This window comes from Siminovitchia fortis (assembly GCF_007681465.1).
Taxonomy (GTDB): Bacteria; Bacillota; Bacilli; order Bacillales; family Bacillaceae_C; genus Siminovitchia; species Siminovitchia fortis.
In genome coordinates this window covers 61,472-80,392 of record NZ_VEKZ01000008.1, presented here as the reverse complement: position 1 = coordinate 80,392, position 18,921 = coordinate 61,472, and the positions used below count along the sequence as shown (strand labels likewise).

Genomic DNA, 18,921 nt, shown 5'->3' with positions numbered 1-18,921 from the left:
CATATAAGGGATGCCGTGTTAACCCTGATTGGATCGACGTGCTGTTTGCTCCTGTTTCAACTGTGATGGGTGCCTTCATTTTGCACAGCATGAGGACCTTGGATTGGGTGCATAAACTGGGAGAAGCAGGAAAGGACAGGGACATCAATGGAGAAATACTTGCTGAAAAATGGAGAGTTTGTCATTGAAGGCCGTGTGCTCCCGGGAGACCTCTATATTCGTGATGGCTTGATCGAGCGCTTTGCCGTCAGAGGGGAACAGGGAGACGTACCATCTGACAGCACGTCTTATACCGTGCTTGATTGTAAAGGAGCCTTGGTGGGGCCTGGATTTATTGATCTGCATGTACATGGCGGGGGCGGGGCCGATGTGATGGATGCTTCCTGTGAAGCATTTGAGAAAATGGCTGCCACTCATGCCAACTATGGCACGACCCGTTTTCTGTTAACGACCGTAACCGCCTCCCATGAAGAGATTCTGGAAGTTTGCCACAAATATACGGAGTGGAAGAAAAAGTTGCCATTCATTCAAGAGCAGACGGCTATACACGGAATAGCAGATTTTGTAAAGTCAGACTCTGTCAGCGGAGCATTGCCCCTCGGCATTCATTTGGAAGGGCCTTATATTGCGGTGGAGCGAAAAGGGGCCCAAAACGAAGCCCATATCCGCCCTTTTTCGATGAAAGAGTTTACCGCTTACCAGCAGGCCGCCACTGGCGGCATTAAGATGATTACCTTGGCTCCGGAAAAATTGACTCACCCCGAGATGATTACCCGGCTGTGCCGGCAGGGCGTGCTGGTCAGCATCGGACATACCGAAGCTAACTATGAACAAACCCGGGAAGCTTTTCGCCTGGGAGCCTCTCATGTGACCCACTTGTGTAATGCGATGAACACCATTCATCATCGCGAGCCGGGACCTATCGTGTTTGCCTTGGAAACGGATGGTATCAGCACCGAGTTTATCGCCGATGGCATCCACGTCCATCCGGCGATGATCAGGCTGGCCTTGCGGGCGAAGCGAAATCAGGAAATCGCTGTGATCACGGATGCGATCAGCGCTACTGATTTAGGCAATGGCGATTATCACTTGGGAGGACTCCCTATAGTGGTAAAAAATAACACTGCCGTTTTGGCGGATGGGACGTTGGCGGGAAGTTGTCTTACGATGGAGCGGGCATACCGCTTTTTACATGAGCATATTACGTCCGATCCGGCGCTGCTGTTTCAAATGATGAGCACAACCCCGGCCCGGATATTAGGGATCCAGCAGTATTTTGGCAGTATTGCGGCCGGCAAAGTGGCCGATTTGGTCATTTTCCGCGGCAATCGGGTAACCGGGGTAATGGTGGCCGGCTGCTGGGTAAAGGGCGGCACCAGGAACTCCGCGAATTGAGCAAAATATCCTGAAGCAGCTGGTTTCGAGCAGCGGAATGTAGGCTCTTATATATAATCAGCATAGAAACGAGCCAACGAAGAGATTCGTTGCTTATCATTTGGCGGCTTTTTGAACAACTTCTACAAATGAAAAAGAAACAGGGAGATTGATTTCTATGGCAGAAAAAACATTTAAAGTAATGGCAGAGACCGGCATTCATGCACGTCCGGCAACGGTATTAGTACAAACTGCAACAAAATTTAAATCCGATGTGAATCTTGTGTATAAAGGGAAAAGTGTAAACCTAAAATCTATTATGGGTGTAATGTCCCTTGGTATTCCAACCGGCGCTGAAATCACAATTGTTGCCTCTGGCCCGGATGAAAATGAGGTGCTTGCTGTTCTAGCTGAAACAATGAAAGATCAGGGGTTAGGTGAATAATGATTCACAAGTTAACAGGTATAGGAGCATCAGAGGGTATTGCTATTGCAAAGGCCTATCTCCTGGAAGAGCCGGTATTAAAAATAGAAAAAATAGGTGCAGCAGATAAGGAAGCAGAAGTAAAGCGTTTTGAGGAAGCGATTAATCGGGCAAAATCCGAGCTGGAACAAATAAAAGAGCATGCAAATCGGAAATTAGGTGCTGATAAGGCAGAAATTTTTGCGGCACATTTGCTTGTTCTGGCGGATCCTGAGTTGATACAGCCTGTTAAGGTAAAAATCTGTGATGAGGGCATAAATGCTGAAGCTGCTTTAAAAGAGATCGCAGATATGTTTGTGTCCATGTTCGAATCTATGGACAATGAATATATGAGAGAACGCGCAGCTGATATTCGGGATGTAACCAAACGTGTCATGGCCCACCTGTTAGGTGTACAAATTCCCAATCCAAGTATGATTTCTGAAGAAATGATTATTATTGCCAAGGATTTAACACCTTCCGATACAGCACAATTAAATCGTCAATATGTAAAAGGGTTTGTGACAGATATGGGGGGCCGTACATCGCACTCCGCCATTATGGCCCGTTCCATGGAAATCCCGGCGGTCGTCGGTACAAAAACAGCATTGGCTGAAATCCAAGATGGTGCATTAGTCATCCTGGACGGTACAGATGGAAAGGTCATTGTCAATCCTGATGCTGATACAGTGAGAGAATACGAAGCGAAAAAGGCAGCTCATGAAGCGAAAAAAACGGAGTGGGCAAAGCTTTTACATGCACGTACAGTTTCAGCGGATGGATGCCATGTAAAACTTGCTGCCAATATTGGGACCCCTGAGGATGTAAAAGGTGTGCTGGAAAACGGTGGTGAAGGCATTGGCTTATTCCGCACGGAGTTTTTATATATGGGCCGTAACCAGCTTCCGACAGAAGAGGAACAATTTGATGCATTTAAAACGGTATTAGAAGATATGGAAGAAAAGCCTGTAGTAATTCGCACTCTTGATATTGGCGGAGATAAAGAACTGCCGTATTTAAACCTGCCTGAGGAAATGAATCCGTTCCTGGGATTTCGGGCGATTCGTTTATGCTTGGAACTCCCGGATTTGTTCCGTACTCAGCTACGTGCCTTGCTTCGGGCAAGCGTTTATGGAAATTTAAAAATCATGTTTCCCATGATTGCCACACTTGATGAGTTCCGGTCGGCAAAAGCACTTCTTGAAGAAGAAACGCAAAAACTTTTGTCTGAAGGCCAACGGGTAGCAGAAAAAATCGAGCTTGGGATTATGGTAGAAACTCCTTCTGCTGCTATTTTAGCTGATCAATTTGCCAAAGAAGTGGATTTTTTCAGCATTGGGACAAATGATCTAATCCAATATACAATGGCTGCAGATCGTATGAACCAGCGTGTTTCCTATCTGTATCAGCCATACAGCCCGTCGATTTTAAGAATGGTTAAAATGGTAATTGATGCCGCACATGCTGAAGGTAAATGGGCAGGCATGTGCGGTGAAATGGCAGGGGATGAGAGAGCAATTCCACTTCTCTTAGGCCTTGGACTTGATGAATTCTCAATGAGTGCAACATCGATCCTAAAAGCACGTTCCCAAATTCTTCTTCTTTCCAAAACCGAAATGAAGAGTTTAGCAGAAAAAGCCTTGCAAATGAAAACAACAAATGAAGTAATCGAAGCTGTAAAGGAAATTTTTAAATAGGGGACAGTCTCGCAAATGTGATAAGATCAAGCTCTCTGAAGGGGTAACAGTGCCTGAAACTTCGTCTACTAGAGAACGGAAGAGGTACCCCCTTAAAGGTGCACGCAGGGCTCCGCAATTTTCAAAACTTTAAAGGTTCTGTTCTGAGGTAATTTTGCTAGAGGGTTTGCCACGAGCTCGCTTCAAAGCAGACTACCAGTTTGGAAACATATTGTAGGAGCTCCTATTCCTAAGTCGGGAGCAGAGCAAGTGTTGGTTTATATTAGTGATAATGGCGGCGAAACGTGGGATGGGAAAGCTTTGTTTACGTTACAGTCAGGTAGTGTGAATCCTGACTGTAACGTAATTTGTTGAGAATTTTTGGGATGTTGTTCGTGAACTTTTTTCAAAATGACGTAGATCCCCGTAAAAGTTAACTAAGAGCGCTGTTTTTTGCTTAAGTGGTTCAAAAGAATCAACAAATGTATGTTCTCTTCGTTGCTCTCTCCATCACTAGTGCGCCCAGCATGGGCGCAGTCTATAGGGGGCAAGTCCCGAGCCGTGAAGGCAGAAGTAACGGTTAGCCTAACGCAAGGGTGTCCGCGGCGACGCGGAATCTGAAGGAAGCGGGCGGTGAACGCCCGTTCCCTTTTTAATATTTATCTTCCAGTTTTTCTATTAATTTATTTAACTCTTTTTCATTTTCCGTAAATGTCGGCTTTTCATTTATTGCATCAAAAACAGCTTTATTCGCAAATACTCGATCGTCACTCATTGCTGAATCGATGATTGTATAGATGTCTTCGGTATTAATCGTTTTATCATTGTAGGATGTTACTTCAAGTTCATAATAATACACATCATCTGACCAATAGAAATAACGATCATCCTCCCCGTTGTCTGAATACTCGATGACGCTATATCCATCAGCTGTCTGTTCCTCGCCTATCTTTTTATACAGGTCATCATTCACCCATAAACTTTCCTTATCTTTGATCCTGTAGGAAAGCTGATCTTCATCGCCAGTCAGGTAGGTAATGGTAGCACTGGAACCTAATGTATTATCAACCTCTACGACGGCAGCATAGATATCTGAACGATTTTTATTTACTTTTGGAAATTTAAGTTTGTCTATATCCAATGAAAACATATGATAAAAAGGATCGTATGCACCTTCCTCTTCTGTTTTCATTGATTTGCCCATAAGCTTCATCATCTCATTTGTATATCCTTCATCTGAATGGCCAGCTTTCACGATATAACTTGTACCGTTTTTATCTTCACCGGTAATGTAGTACGTATCTTCACCCGAAAACTCATAAGCGCCATACAATGCATCCAATGAGTCGTGATCAAGTTTTTCTCCGTTGGAGGTATCGATATGCCCATTATCGGATGTTAGATTAGTCGTTCCACCTTCAAAGAAAATGGAAGAAATGATATGAGGGTACGTGTAGCTTGCTCCGTATGAAAACTCATCATCCAAAGGATAATAACCGACACCTACTCGGCCATTTCGATAATCATCCGTTATGAAGCTTAATTTTAACACGTCTCTTTGACGATTCATTGCTTCTTCCAACATTGCTCGTTCATTTAATGGATTATTTTCATCGATAAGCGGTGCAGAGTTATCTTTTTCTTCAGCTGCTGTTACTTTTTTTTCTCGGTTTTCTGCTTGTGCTGATGATTCCTCGGATGTAGTTGATTCCTTCGATTCATTGCTACATCCAATAACGACCAATGCAGTGATAAGTAAAATGACTAACCATAAATTTTTCATATGTATCGCTCCAATTTGCGTTTTTTTTTGCCATGACATAGTGTTAGACTCAGCCCCCTATTTCGTTTCGTTTACATCTTTTAATAAAATACAGGAAGTGAAGTAAAGTATGGCAGGAATTAACGGGATAATGGCTTGGGGCTTTAAGATTAGTTCCCCAGTGGTGGCATAGACATACGCATGTGAAATGCTGTTTAAGACGATGACAGAGCAGGCGATATTCAATAAGCCTAGCACAAAAAAATAAACAAGCCATTTTTTCTTTAAGAACGAGTAATTTGGATGAAGCCAATCCAGTTGAGGGTGACTATACCTAAAAAAATGGCAACTATGATAATGATGGCTAGTTGGAATGGGTTGCCCCCCAATCTGCCAATGCAAGGATAAGAAAAGCAGCAGCGATTCCTATAAACGAATTTATGAGATTGGCAAGAAATAAACATATAGCCCCAATTTTCTTTTTCTGCTTCATAACCCCTCACTCATTTCAATAGATTTAATGGCGTCCTATAAATCTTACCATGAAACGGCTGTTCCCTAAAGGGCTTGGTTTTAAGCTACGGTGGCGGCGTTTTAGAAGTTTTGCCCGCGAAGTTGAAAAAATTCAGCCCCCAGATCTGCAATCGTTGGAGTAAAAGGTGATAAAAGATTTTCCAAGTAAGATTGAACCAAATCCTAAAAAACTCAAAAATTAAGAATCCGGTTATATCAGCATTTTTGAACAGAAAAAGGGCTTCCAAAAGTCGAAAAATTGACTTTTCGGACAGCCCGAGAATGATTTTACTGCTCCATTTGCTTAAACCCTTTAGGCAAGATATACAAAAACAACATTAAAAAGAGAGCCACCACAACACCACCCAGTGCCCAAGGGAGCCAAGCGGCGGATGAATCATCATTGTTAGGTGTCTGTTGCGGCAAAGGATTTTCTGTATCAAACAGTCCAATATGACTTGCTATCATTTCAGTTGTGACTTTATCTTCTCCTGTGAAAGAGAGGGTATGAATCATTTCATCGTATTCTTGTTCTCGTGGTTGATCGAATTGTAACTTACGCACTTCTTCAGGTACCGGCTCTTGTGCCTCTTCTGAAGTGAAATCTTTTCGTAAATTGGACCGGATTTCATGCTCTTGGTACTCAGCGGGATCCGTACGCGCAGGTTCTTCCGCCCCAAAAGAGACGGAAGAAAATCCTATAAGGAACACTGCTGCTACACCACAACAAACAGTCAAACGTTTAAACTTCATATTCCTCTTCCTCTGCTGAATGACGTAATTGTTGATTTTTGTAAATGTGTTTAGCTACCATTATTGCGATCGAAAAGCAGGTGATGGCGACTAGTACCGCAGCACCTGGCAAGAATAGGCTTTTTTCTTGATGTTGAATGGATATGAATAGTTCGGCGATCGGGTTATTGGAACTAAAGTTTGGCAACGCCATATCAAGGAGCGGAGTGGTAAATAGGAAAATGATTAAAGTGCTCCCGAGTGCTCCTATCCATGGTCCGATCATGAGCATTAAGCACATCACCCCTGATGTAGCCAGAACAAGCAGTACCGTAATAATGGACCATTGAATGGCTTGTGCCTCCGACATTTTATAGATATTAAGCCCGTATATGCCAATGATTAATCCAAGAGCAACAGATAAAATGACATATAGTGATAGATGCACAGGGATAGGCAAATTCCTATAATGGTGGGCCAAATATCCAATCAGCAGGCTGACAAGCAAAATAATCACAAGCATGACAACCGGTGGCGTATTCGGTTCGGCAGGTCCTTCCACTTGTTCTCCGGCAACGTTGACCGGGTTGGATAAGTGTTTGTAAACGTAGTCGTTGTAATAGCCATCGTTAATCGCATTATGAAGGATGTCATTCAAATTGTCGTGTACAAGTTTTGTTGTATCCACACTTTTTTTCCATCGGGTATTTAGATCATCAGATTTGCTTTGGACACTTGAGACTTGTCCAAACATTTCTTCCGTTGACCCAATCAAATCGTCTTGGTGCTTGCTAAGAGAGGATACTGCATCGCCAAGTTGTTTGACCTCCATTAGAGAAGCTTGATAACTCACCTGCACAAGGTGGCCGTCAAGGCCCTCGATTGGCCCAGCTTCAATTTCGATTGGTTTGCGGTTACTCTTTATTTGCTCTAAAGCGTTGCCCGCGTGTACATGCGTTTCATTAACCAATGATAAAATATGCTGTTGTTCTTCTTTTATTTTAGCACTTAGATCATTGAGCAGGGTATTCGTATCTTCAAGAAGAGTATCCATTTCGGTACGTGCATCTGTAGAGAATTTCTGGAATTGTTTAATATCCTTGGTTAAGAACATAAAGGATGTCACGTTTTCTTGTGACTCAAGGATTTGCTCTCTTAACTCTCCCATACGAGCAAATTGCATAATCGCCGCATCTGCATGTTCCCGATTTAAAGTGCTGCTAGAACGATAGTTTTGCAGGGTTAGTTCAAGCTCGGAAAGTAATCCGTAATAATCCATCAGTAAGTCAGGATCACGATTTTGGATAGAGTCCCTAAAGCGAGACGCAAATTCATCTGCAGGTTTAGATGATAAAATCTGCTGTTCGCGCTGCTGAATTTTGTCTATCAATAAGCTCGGCAGCTCCTCTGTACTTTCTTCTAATTGATCCACGTAGCGCTGCAGTTTTTCTAAATAGTCGACATAACTAGATACGAGATCGTGATTGTTTTTGATGTTTGTCTTTTGGCTGTTCAATTCATTTTCTAGCTGCTCAATAAGGGCAATTGCTTCTTCCCAGGTCGTATACGGGGAACGGCCATCTGGTTGCTGTGGTTCTTCTGGCTGTTCAGGTTGTTCAGGCTGTTCTCCTGAATCCATTTTATTGTCTTGGTCATTATCTTCGGACTGCCCTAATGTGTCTTCTTGTCCGGGATCGTCGTCCGGTTCACCCGGTGATCCAGGTTTAGTTTCTGGCTCTGGCTCTGGCACTGGATCAGGCTTAGGCTTCTCTTTTTCCGGTTCAAGCTTGGTAAGCAATTCTTTTATGGATTCGATTTTCCCCTGTACCTCGTCAAGCGTACTTGGTTGCAGCCCATTCAATTCATCTTGTGGTGCACTTGGCCGCTGTTGCTCATCGGGAGTTTTTTGAGTCAGGTCCTTACGTTTAACGAGAGTTGATTCCATTTTAGATAAAAAGGCATTCAAATCGTCTTGCTGATTGTAATTTGTAATGACATCTATGTATGACTGCGGCAGGAGGTCAACTTCCTGATTTAATGCCTGAAAAGAGGTGCTCATATTCGCTTCAAAGCCTTGCATTTGTTGATTAAGAGTACCTAGCCCGACACGAATTGTTTTCAAATAGTCGTATACGCTGTTCCCTTCATTTTCTAATTGTGGCTGAAAGGGTTCTTGGCCTTCTCTGATCCGTCTCTCACCATCTTCTAATAATGTGTTGAACTCGACGGATGCTTCATTTATCAGCTGTTCATTTTCAAGATCGATTAATTGTAAGGAATCTGCTGTATCTGCTTGATAAGCCAGGTACGTGTCGATATTGTTCGTGAGCGTTTCAAAAGCTTTTTCTGCTTCTGTCAAGCTGCTTTGTGAATTTCCTGCAATACCTGCCGCCTCTTTCGAGTTGAAAAATAGCTGCCTTAAGCGCTCACGCTGGCGATCAATTTCTTTCCCAAGTTCTTGTGAGCTAGGAGCGTAAAACGAATACATTTCATTTAAGAAATCGATCTCTTTGTCTAGTATTTTACCAAAGTTCGTTTGAACTTCGTTAATTTCTTCACTCACATAACGCCAATACATGGCTGTAACTTGCCCGTTCAGCTTTTGTTGGGCGGCTTCCAGCTCTTTTTGGACACGTTCTTGGTTTTTCGCGTTTAGGTGTGGCGATATCTCAAAGCGAATATTGGTGATTCTCGGTACTTCCTCCTTAAATGACATAATGTCGCGTGAAAATGAGGAAGGAATATAGATGATAGCATCGTATTCCTTGTTTTTCAGCCCTGATTGAGCGGCGGTCCGGCTGACAACAGGCCATTCGTACTCAGAATCACCGCCTTCAATCGTTTGAATCGCATCTTGTCCTAGCGTGACGAGGTCATCTTTTGCTCGAAGAAAACCATCATCTTCGTTAACTATTGCGATTTGCTCTGTCGTGTTTTTTGGACGAAACATTGGTTCAGGCCCAATGTAATTAAAAAAGCCGATGGGTATCGCAGCGATGATTAGAATGGCGATGAGTAGGCTGATGACACCGTTTTTCTTGCTTCTCACAGTCTACAAATCCTCCTTCTTTATATGATTATCACGACTGTATGTCACGATTTCCTTATTATCGTAACAGAAACAACAATTGATAAAAACACCATTTTGTGTGAAAGTATAAATAAATGGAAAGTATTATGAGGTTGATCATGATTATGAGAGTGGCAGCGAAGCATAATACTGGAGTTTTAGGGACCATATCGGCTAGATTGGGGAAAGATTAGATCCGAGATCCCTGAATATACTCGAAAAAGGTTGACACCGCAATAATTCCACTCTTACAATAATTATGTATTTATAGAAAAACCGAAATCTTTAGGAGGGGTTTTTTCATGGCACAAATTCGTATGACACCAGATGAATTACGCACCGAGGCAAATGAGACTCGTGCGGATGCAGCATCGTACCAAGAGCTACTTCAAAGAGGAGATGCACGTATTATGAAGCTGGGCTCTACTTGGGAAGGGGAGGCATTCCAAGGATTTGCCGAACAGTGGCAAGACAAACGGAAGCATGTGGAAGAGCTTATCCAGTTGTACGAAGAGCTGGGAGCACAAACGGAAGATATTGCGAACGTTGTGGAAACGACAGACCAAGAAATCCGTAGCCGCATTGGATACTAATTCATTTTACGAAAGCGCAATCGCGATTCATGTTATTGTGGATTGTGATTGCTCTTTCTTTTGAGAGAGGTGTTTTTGTGTACATAAAAGTAACGGTTGACTTGCGTAATTATTCAGAAAAGGAAATTGATTTGCGTCTATCCGACCAATACACTGTGCGCAAGTTCATCGACATTGTGTGGGAAGTTGAAAAGCTGAATCAACAGCGGCGAGAGGGGGATTATATCCGGATTGAAAACAAAGCGCGGATACTTGCGGGAGATCAGATCCTGGGAGACCATGGTGTCACAAATGGTGACCGTTTAGTGATACTGTGAACATCGGCCATAGGAGAGGGGCAGAGTTGGAAAAATGAGTGAGAGAAAACGACTTTATTTAGAAGAACGACTAGGTATGCGGTTAGGTAAAGATGAAAACGGCTATTATACTATTACATTTCAAAATGAAGAGATTCAATTAAATGATACGTTAGAAGCAAGGGTACTAGACGGTTGTGATCCGCTCACTACGAGAGAAATCGAACAAAATGAAGACGACTTTGTCATTAAAGTGCGACCAGTGGTCCCTTTGAGGCCGTTTGGTACGCTTAAAAACAAAGAAGAAAGTGTGAAACTCTTTGTTGCCCACGCATTGATCCAAAAAGTCATCCAACATGATAATGATAGACTTCATTTGATTGTCAGCCCGGAGAACGTGCTTGTCAGTGATGGGTTGGAGGTGACATTTATCCATTACGGTGTGAAAGACAGCATCCCCCCATATGAAAAAACCCCCGACAGATTATTTCTTGAATTACGTACGACATTACTAGTACTTTTGGATGGGAACTATAGATTCAATGAATATATGAATCATCATGATACATTAAAATTATCACAAAGAGCAACAGCTCTCAGTCAACAAACAACGTTAGAAGGATTACGTGAACTTGTTTGTGATTGGATTCGAGAACAGGAGCAACAAGAGAAGCAATTACATAAAGTACCGAAAAAAAGGTGGACCCTACAAAAGTGGATAGGCATCGGGCTCATTTCCGCGCTTGTGCCAGCGATCGTGTATATTGTGTACGTCCTTGTCTTTTTACAGCCACGCCAAGAAGCATTCACCGCTAGCCATGCCGCTTTCTTAAATGAAAACTATAGTGAAATCATTGATACCCTTGAACCGTATTCGCCAAGCAGCATGCCCCGCGTTGTAAAATATGAACTCGCGCAATCTTATGTCGCAGTAGAACCATTGCAAGACTATCATCGGGAAAACCTTAAAAATGTGCTTGTACTACAGGCTGCAGAGCCTTATTTCGATTACTGGATTGCGATTGGACGGGGCGAGAATGAAGAAGCCATTGATATTGCCCGCGGGCTTCAAGATAAAGAGTGGCTCGTATATGCCAATTTGAAGCGTCGAGAAGAAGTCAAAAATGATAATAAGCTGTCAGGAAAAGAGCGGGAAGACTTGCTCAAGGAGATTGAAGCGGAGATCGATAATTATATGCATGAACTTGAGGAATTAGCGGAGGAAGAGGAACCACTCCAGCCGAATGATGAAGGTAATCCAGACAACCGGGAAGGAAAAGACGAAGGGCAAAACGATCATGAGAAGGAAAAGGATGGAGGTGACAAATAATGTCCTCGACATTGTGGGTTTATTACGATCAGTATGTGCAAAGGGCAGCGGTAGATGGGCTCCCTGCTGTTATTGGCCAAGGGGAACAAGCGAAGGTGCGTATTTCTTGTTTACAAAAAGACATACAAGTCCGTGATCAAGACGGTCAGTGCTTGATTACGTGTGGAGAGGAAGAGCTTTATACCCTTTCTTCTGGTGAATCATGCAACTTGGACATAGACGGTCAACCGTATTCTTTTCTATATATAAAAGAGGCTCCGAGTAAAAAAAGATATTACATGGGTCATATGAATCTTGTGACCATTTCCAATAAGTCTGCTGCCAATGTTGTTTTACCGTTAGATATTCAGGCGGATTGCACGTTGCTCTGTGAAAGGAAGAAATGGACGCTCTATCCGAAAGAAGGGACGCAAGCTCCATATGTGAATGGAGTGAAAGTGTCCACACCGACCCGTATATTAGACGGTGATGAGCTTCTTTTTGGACGCGTGCTTTTGAAAATTTTAGATGGGGATATTTTGGCAGTTGAAAGCAGTGAACCTTATGAAACGACGTTGACCCAGGTAGAAACGCCAACGTCCCTTATGCAGCAGCAGTATCCTATTTACCGTCGTACGCCGCGTATGATCTATGAACAACCGACGGAAAAAGTGGATTTCTCTATGCCGTCTGAAGAAGTGGATGATCCGACTCGGCCACTGTGGTTGGTTTTGCTGCCGCCGGTTTCAATTATCGTGATCATGGTCACAATTTCGATTACATTGAAACGCACGTGGATGTTGTTCATGTCTGTCCCGATTATGACGGTAATGGCGTTTGTGGCGACAATGATGTTTTTTCGCGAGAAGAAAAAACGGAAGCAAAAAGAAGAAAAGCGTAAACGTGTGTACACTCGCTATTTAGAGATGAAGCGGGATGAATTGCAGGCGCTGGCGGAAGCGCAAAGGCACGCGCTTTCGTATCATTTGCCGACGTTTGAACAGATGAAGGATATGACACTTCGTGTCAGCAGCCGTATTTGGGAGAGGACCATTGATAACGCCGACTTTTTAGATGTTCGAATTGGACGCTCGTCTGTACCCGCCAGCTTTGAATTAAATCAACCGGGTGATGAGTTATCGAATCGTGATCGGGATGAGCTGATGGAGGATTTTGAGCGGTTACGTGACAAGTATTCACACCTAGAGGATGCCCCGCTTCGTTTAAGTGTTGCCCGCGGTGCGCTCGGATATGTCGGAAAGCCTTCCATTGTGGAACGTGAAGTATCGCAAATCATTGGGCAACTCGCTTTTGCGCACAGTTATCATGACTTAAGGTTTGTCGCGGTTTTACATGAAGAACAGCGCAGGAAATGGGAGTGGATGCGCTGGTTACCACATTTTCAATTGCCTGGTTCAGAGGCAAAAGGCTTCATTTATGATGAAAAGGCGTGTGAATACATTTTAAATCCATTGTATCACATGCTGCGTGAGCGAGACTTGGCGCAAAAAGAAGAATTTGAGAAGAAGAAAGAAGGAAAAAAATTCCTTCCGCACATCGTTTTCTTTGTCGCAAACCGTTCACTGATTGCGGAACACGGCATTATGGAATATTTGGAAGGGAAAGATAAACAGCTCGGCTTCACCGTCATTTTTTTAACAGATGTGGCTCAAAACTTAAATGAACATGTACATACAATTGTGAAAGCAGTAAACCGAAACGAAGGGGAAATTGTTCTGCTAAGGAATATTTCGATTCATAAACGCTTCCAGTTTGATCCGTACGATCCGTCGAACGAAAACTATGCCCGCATGCTTGCCTCTTTGCATCATCAACAGGGTATGAGGCGTTCAATCCCTGACATGGTGTCCTTTATGGAAATGTTCCCAGCGGTTAAGCAGGCGAAAGATTTAAAAATCAATAAACGCTGGCAATTGAATGACAGCACTAAATCCCTTGCAGTGCCAATCGGCTTTAAAGCAAAAGATGAGGTGCTTGAGCTGGATGCACATGAAAAGATGCATGGTCCCCACGGATTGCTTGCAGGAACAACAGGATCAGGGAAATCAGAGTTCTTACAAACCTATATTTTGTCTTTAGCCGTCAACTACCACCCCCATGAAGTTGCCTTCTTGCTCATTGACTACAAAGGGGGCGGAATGGCGCAGCCATTTAAAGGGATGCCGCATCTCCTTGGTGTGATCACCAATATTGCAGAGAGTGAAAACTTTAGTTTGCGCGCCCTTGCCTCCATTCGATCAGAACTAAAGAAGCGGCAACGCTTATTTGATGAACATACCGTTAACCATATTAACGACTATACGGAACTGTATAAATCAGGTGTCGCTAAAGAGCCGATGCCGCACCTCTTTATTATTTCCGATGAATTTGCGGAGCTAAAAAATGAGGAGCCGGAATTTATTAAAGAGCTTGTATCTGCGGCGCGCATTGGGCGCTCGCTTGGTGTACATCTTCTCCTGGCGACACAAAAGCCGAGCGGAGTTGTGGACGGACAAATCTGGAGCAACTCCCGTTTTCGGATCGCTTTGAAAGTACAAAATGCCACGGATTCAAGAGAAATTTTGAAAAATGAGGATGCCGCATATATTAAAGAAACGGGACGGGGCTATTTGCAAATTGGCAGTAACGAGCAATACGATTTGTTCCAAAGCGCATGGAGCGGTGCACAGTACATGCGGTCAGCACACGAGGGGGAAGAGGAGATTGCTTATGTGACAGATCTCGGTTTAAAGCTTGTTTCACGAGCGGAGATGGAAGAGGACAGTAAACTTGAAAGCATCACCGAGATTGAGGCGATTGTCGAAGAAATTGTAACAACAACAGAGCAATTGGAGATTGTTCCGGCGAAAAGCCCATGGCTTGACCCATTGGAAGAGCGGATCTTCTATGATGCTAAAAGTTACGAAGAAGATGATTCGCAAGCATTCCCGTTTGCCCTTGCCGATGACCCGGAAAATCAACGACAATTCCCCATTAGTTACGATTGGGGCAAGAGCGGCAATTTAATGATCTTTGGTATGAGCGGATACGGAAAGTCGATGACGCTCATGACGTTACTCTTGGCATTTGCGGAAAAACGGTCGCCTGAGCAAGTTAACTATTATTTGCTCGACTTCGGGAACGGTGCTCTTCTGCCATTGCGCCAGCTTCGTCATACCGGGGATTATATTAAATTGGATGAAGGACGTAAGTTAGAAAAGCTCATTGACTACATTGAAAAAGAAATGGAGCGCCGCGGTGAGCTGTTTATGGAAAAAGAAGTGAGCAGCATCTCCGTTTACAATGAGGTGAGTGACGAGCCATTGCCATCGATTTTCATTGTCATCGATAACTATGACATCTTGCCGGAAGAGTATCCAGACCTAGTCCCGGCCTTCACTCGGTTCGCCCGAGATGGTCAATCACGCGGCATTTACGTCTTTGTAACCGTAACTGCAAGAAACGCAGTGAAGCCTGTGCTCTTAAACAGCATGAATATGAAGATTTGTCATTATATGATTGATAGAACCGATGTCACATCGTTACTTGGAAGGGTTCCATTTGCGATTGAGTCTGTCCCGGGTCGAATGATTGTCGCAAAAGGCAAAAACTGGCTTGCCCATACGTACTTGCCAGCAGAAGGGGAAACGGACTTTGAAGTAATTGAAAACGTGAAAGCACGTATCCAAACGATCAATAGCCGCTATGAAGGTTCGGCACTGCCAAAATCGATGGTCATGTTGCCGAATACCTTGACACTTGCCGGGTTTCGGCAACGCTTGGAAGAAGATCCTCAACCAGGAATCCCACTCGGCCTGAACGAAGAGACTGTGCAGCCGGTCTATATGGCTGAGGATGCAGGGGCGCACACATTGGTTGTTGGTGAACCACAGCGTGGAAAGTCAAATATGTTGAAAGTCATGCTTTCGTTCTATCTTGAGCACGATAACATTGAAAAGATTGTCGTATTTGATGGGGTCGATCGCCCGTTATTTGATTTCAATCGCCATGAAAGAGTGTCCTATGTAATGGCGCCGGAAGTATTGAATCAAGAGATGGAAGAAGCGATGCGAGTGATGGAATCACGAAAGTCTCAATATGAAGAGGCATTAAGTCAGGGGATGGAATTTCCTGCTTTCTCTCCTTATCTCTTTGTTATTGATAATGTTGCAGACTTTAAACAGGCACTGGGCATGACGAAAGAAACTGCTTTTGCGGATATGATGAAAACGTTCGGGCATTTACAGTTCCAAGTCATAGCCGCAGCAAATCATCGAGAAATCAGTTTGGGGCGCAGTCCAGTTATTGAACAATTAAAGACTGTCCGACAACATATACTTCTAATGAAAAAATCGGGGCAGAGCGTGATAAGCTTTACGATGGATCGCAAAGAGACATTGGGAGAGGGATTTGGTTACCATATCGTCAATGGGCAAGATGTGAAAATCAAAATCCCGGAAGTGGTAAAAGAAGATCTGCTTGTCCTTGTATAATATGTTAACCAGTCATCGCTGCTTTTGATTTTGTCGTCTGGCGAGGGCTGAACGAAACTTTTAAAATCGTTAAGATTCTTGACAGTAAGAATGGGGTTTTATTCGGTGAAGAAGGATGAAGCTGTGTGATAAAAACGAAGAAGGGTGTATAGGTGATGAGCTATTATTTAAATCAAATTAATATGCTGAATCATGAGATCCGAACAATTAGGAAAGGAATGGATATAGCAGGAGAGCATCGTCAGGAGCTGCTGGATGTCAGAAGTAAGTTAGTAACTGAAAAAAGCACGTTAGTATCAGATAAAAGTCATATTGATCATCCGCAATTGGGAAATGACTCAGCGCGTGGGACCATCGCATCTGACTTCGAAAGGACAGAGCGTGATATGCTTAAACAGGAGCATGTTAAGTTACCAGAGCAAGTCCAAGAAATGATCGATGCCATCGATAGTGAACGAGATCGGCTCCAGGAAAAAATCGAGAGTGGAAGACTGCAAATTCAATACCGAAACAATCGAATTAACCATTTGAGAAAGCTTGATAAACTGGCAAGGGAAAAGAAGGGGTGATAGATGATGGAAATCAAAGTAAACGTAGAGGAAGCCCTAGTAATCCTTCAAGCAGTCGGGGAGCTGGCTGGCAGTTTTCAAAAAGAAGCGGTTGATTCAACAGAGGGGCTAGACATGTTGCTAGCTGAAACCAGAGAAGTAGAAGAAATAGAGGATAAATTAAGCATGTATTTTCAGGCGTTGAGTCAAATGGAAAAGCAATTCCAGGCCTTGGTGCAAGAATATGAGAATGTGGATCTTGAACTTGCAGGGAAAATGAGGTGAAAATCATGAAAATCTTGGATGTCAATCAAGCGATTACGAAGCTTGATAAAGACATAGATCAATTGCAACGTCGCTTGGATTTTCTGGATTTGATGGATGCAGGAATTGAAAGAGTACTGAATATGGACGGGGCGTTCACTGGAGAAGGCGGGGAAGCAATCATCTTGAATCATGCGGAGTTACAGCTCCCAACGATTCGGGCATTTCGCGCCCACATCACCACTGCGATTGAAAAAATCGAAAAAATGAAGGCGTATATCCTTGAATTTGAGCCCTCTGAAAATGGGGTAGTGACGGAAGACTTTTGGGACACGCAAATGACTCGAGGGCTAGATAAAGTTGAGCAGTCAACGGAGCAGTCCAAACAAAAAGTGGATGAGTATGCGGCGTCGGTTAGCCATATTATGAATCTTGGAAAGCTAGACATAGGCCAAGTATTAAACGGCATTGAAAGTTCGCGTAAATTCGCAAGCGAAGTCGTTGATGATTTGTATATGCTTGACAATGATGGTGTCGATTTAATGGCTGACGTACAAGCGAGCCGTGCCGAACTAGACACCACAGTGCAAAAAGCGGTGGAGTGGACCAATGCAGGCGGACCTCTTTTACAAGGGGTGAATATTCAAGACGTAAGGTCGCACTTCGAAGAGATGACGCTGCATAAGGAAGCGCCAGACGTGGATATGGGTCGCTTAGATCGTGGAGATGACCGTTCGTTAGTGCAGGGAGTAGTGAATTTCTTAGGAACAGATGTAAAAACGATTCAGAATTGGGGACTGGTCGGTGTTGATGTTGCGCGTGGTGCAGCGACGACAATAATGTTTACAACGGGCATGTTGAAATTCGTGGACAATGGAAACGGTACTGTTAAATTGGTGGCCGATAAGAAATGGACAAAGCAAAAAGGAAAGTACGATTCAAAACTGGCTTCTAAAATACATGAGTTGATGAAACACCCAAAAGGGAAATATATTGTTCAACGTTATGGATATATGCCTAGCAATCTTCCAAAAGAAATAGCCGGATTAAGAAATCTACCTAACGTAGGAGTTGGAGGACTGTTGAACAGAGCTTCAGGTCCAACGGTGATCTATAAAAATGGACAGCGGTTTGTAAATTACTTCCGGCGTGGGGATGGTATTATAGGGAATTCTATAAACTTATTGAAAAATTTGCGTAACAATTTCTTACCAACAATAAAGAGCGTTGATGTGAAAAAATCACTTAAAAATATAAAACCAGGTGGCGGCGGTTGGCAAAAGAATCTCGCCCGCGCAGGAAATGTATTGGCGGTGGGACTCAACTTTATGGAAGCATTTTCGGATGCACATAAAGATAAAAGTACGGCACAAAGAACGGGTCGCGCGCTTGCAGGAACAGCTTTGGATATTGGTGCTGCATATGCGGGTGCAACCGGAGGGGCGGCTATAGGTACGATGATTTTCCCTGGCGTCGGTACGGTTGTTGGTGGATTTGTTGGCGCAGCAATTGGCGGTTTCGCAGCGAACACATTTTTAGGAGAGCCTGTACGGCAAGTTGGAGAGAAAATTGGAGCTGCAGCTGAAAAAGGTTGGAATGCCGCAGTAGATGCAGGAAAAGCTGCTTGGAATGCAGCAAGTGATTTTGGAAATGAGGTCAAAGAAGGAGCGAAGAATTTACTATCAAGCGGCGCCAAAGCGCTTGGTAGCCTGTTTGGTTAATGTAGGTGATAGGGGGATCTCCCCTTCCCTTATTTACTACTAGGGTTTTTATATTGTGTTGAAATGGGGATCTGAGGTGGGGCTGTAAGAAACATCGATTCTTTTTC

General features: G+C 43.6%; 13 protein-coding genes. 10 read left to right on the top strand and 3 right to left on the bottom strand.

Translation table 11 applies throughout. The features are described 5' to 3' along the window. The first annotated feature begins 147 nt into the window (after positions 1-147). The 3 genes from nagA to ptsP all read left to right on the top strand — a co-directional run bounded on the left by nagA (position 148) and on the right by ptsP (position 3,534). Positions 148-1,395 (top strand): N-acetylglucosamine-6-phosphate deacetylase, encoded by a 1,248-nt coding sequence (gene nagA / locus FS666_RS04790; protein WP_120069904.1) that lies wholly within the window; start codon positions 148-150, stop codon positions 1,393-1,395. A gap of 157 nt (positions 1,396-1,552) precedes the next feature. Further along, positions 1,553-1,819 (top strand): phosphocarrier protein HPr, encoded by a 267-nt coding sequence (locus FS666_RS04785; RefSeq protein ID WP_120069908.1) that lies wholly within the window; start codon positions 1,553-1,555, stop codon positions 1,817-1,819. Then, the gene (ptsP, locus tag FS666_RS04780; RefSeq protein WP_235870274.1) at positions 1,819-3,534 is read left to right on the top strand and encodes a phosphoenolpyruvate--protein phosphotransferase; all 1,716 of its coding nucleotides are present in this window, start codon (positions 1,819-1,821) and stop codon (positions 3,532-3,534) included. The genes FS666_RS04785 and ptsP overlap by 1 nt, the downstream gene beginning before the upstream one ends. Before the next feature lie 631 nt (positions 3,535-4,165). On the opposite strand, the gene FS666_RS04775 is transcribed toward ptsP, so the two are convergent. The 3 genes from FS666_RS04775 to esaA all read right to left on the bottom strand — a co-directional run bounded on the left by FS666_RS04775 (position 4,166) and on the right by esaA (position 9,569). Then, positions 4,166-5,296 (bottom strand): hypothetical protein, encoded by a 1,131-nt coding sequence (locus FS666_RS04775; protein ID WP_128205393.1) that lies wholly within the window; start codon positions 5,294-5,296, stop codon positions 4,166-4,168. Positions 5,297-6,076: 780 nt separating this feature from the next. Beyond that, on the bottom strand, positions 6,077-6,541 hold the full coding sequence (locus tag FS666_RS04770) for a YueC family protein (protein ID WP_120069914.1): 465 nt from the start codon (positions 6,539-6,541) through the stop codon (positions 6,077-6,079). Then, a complete protein-coding gene (gene esaA, locus FS666_RS04765; protein WP_144460772.1) occupies positions 6,531-9,569 on the bottom strand; it encodes a type VII secretion protein EsaA in 3,039 nt (1,012 codons plus the stop codon). Before esaA ends, FS666_RS04770 begins: the two co-directional genes overlap by 11 nt. A gap of 323 nt (positions 9,570-9,892) precedes the next feature. On the opposite strand from esaA, the gene FS666_RS04760 reads away from it, so the two are divergent. The 7 genes from FS666_RS04760 (at position 9,893) to FS666_RS04730 (ending at position 18,814) form a co-directional block, all read left to right on the top strand. Further along, complete coding sequence (locus FS666_RS04760; RefSeq protein ID WP_144460773.1) at positions 9,893-10,183, top strand: WXG100 family type VII secretion target; 291 nt, start codon at positions 9,893-9,895, stop codon at positions 10,181-10,183. A gap of 77 nt (positions 10,184-10,260) precedes the next feature. Then, positions 10,261-10,500, top strand: a complete 240-nt coding sequence (yukD, locus tag FS666_RS04755; protein ID WP_120069921.1) for an ESX secretion system protein YukD — start codon at positions 10,261-10,263, stop codon at positions 10,498-10,500. Between the two features lie 34 nt (positions 10,501-10,534). After that, positions 10,535-11,809 carry a type VII secretion protein EssB gene (gene essB, locus FS666_RS04750; protein ID WP_144460774.1) on the top strand — a complete coding sequence of 425 codons (1,275 nt, stop codon included), beginning with the start codon at positions 10,535-10,537 and terminating at the stop codon, positions 11,807-11,809. Continuing rightward, positions 11,809-16,281, top strand: coding sequence for a type VII secretion protein EssC (gene essC, locus FS666_RS04745; protein ID WP_144460775.1), 4,473 nt, complete (start codon positions 11,809-11,811; stop codon positions 16,279-16,281). Before essB ends, essC begins: the two co-directional genes overlap by 1 nt. 155 nt (positions 16,282-16,436) lie before the next feature. Beyond that, complete coding sequence (locus FS666_RS04740; protein ID WP_144460776.1) at positions 16,437-16,850, top strand: YwqH-like family protein; 414 nt, start codon at positions 16,437-16,439, stop codon at positions 16,848-16,850. A gap of 6 nt (positions 16,851-16,856) precedes the next feature. Next, entirely contained in the window at positions 16,857-17,114 is a 258-nt protein-coding gene (locus FS666_RS04735) for a hypothetical protein (RefSeq protein ID WP_144469099.1), read from the top strand. Positions 17,115-17,119: 5 nt separating this feature from the next. Next, a complete protein-coding gene (locus tag FS666_RS04730; RefSeq protein ID WP_144460778.1) occupies positions 17,120-18,814 on the top strand; it encodes a T7SS effector LXG polymorphic toxin in 1,695 nt (564 codons plus the stop codon). The last annotated feature ends 107 nt before the right edge of the window (positions 18,815-18,921 follow it).

Excerpts from the sequence above, each read along its gene's own strand:
- FS666_RS04785 (WP_120069908.1), top strand. The coding sequence starts at position 1,553 with ATGGCAGAAAAAACATTTAAAGTAATGGCAGAGACCGGCATTCATGCA.
- FS666_RS04735 (WP_144469099.1), top strand. The coding sequence starts at position 16,857 with ATGGAAATCAAAGTAAACGTAGAGGAAGCCCTAGTAATCCTTCAAGCA.
- FS666_RS04770 (WP_120069914.1), bottom strand. The coding sequence starts at position 6,541 with ATGAAGTTTAAACGTTTGACTGTTTGTTGTGGTGTAGCAGCAGTGTTC.
- nagA (WP_120069904.1), top strand. The coding sequence starts at position 148 with ATGGAGAAATACTTGCTGAAAAATGGAGAGTTTGTCATTGAAGGCCGT.
- FS666_RS04760 (WP_144460773.1), top strand. The coding sequence starts at position 9,893 with ATGGCACAAATTCGTATGACACCAGATGAATTACGCACCGAGGCAAAT.
- ptsP (WP_235870274.1), top strand. The coding sequence starts at position 1,819 with ATGATTCACAAGTTAACAGGTATAGGAGCATCAGAGGGTATTGCTATT.
- essC (WP_144460775.1), top strand. The coding sequence starts at position 11,809 with ATGTCCTCGACATTGTGGGTTTATTACGATCAGTATGTGCAAAGGGCA.
- FS666_RS04775 (WP_128205393.1), bottom strand. The coding sequence starts at position 5,296 with ATGAAAAATTTATGGTTAGTCATTTTACTTATCACTGCATTGGTCGTT.
- FS666_RS04730 (WP_144460778.1), top strand. The coding sequence starts at position 17,120 with ATGAAAATCTTGGATGTCAATCAAGCGATTACGAAGCTTGATAAAGAC.
- essB (WP_144460774.1), top strand. The coding sequence starts at position 10,535 with ATGAGTGAGAGAAAACGACTTTATTTAGAAGAACGACTAGGTATGCGG.
- FS666_RS04740 (WP_144460776.1), top strand. The coding sequence starts at position 16,437 with ATGAGCTATTATTTAAATCAAATTAATATGCTGAATCATGAGATCCGA.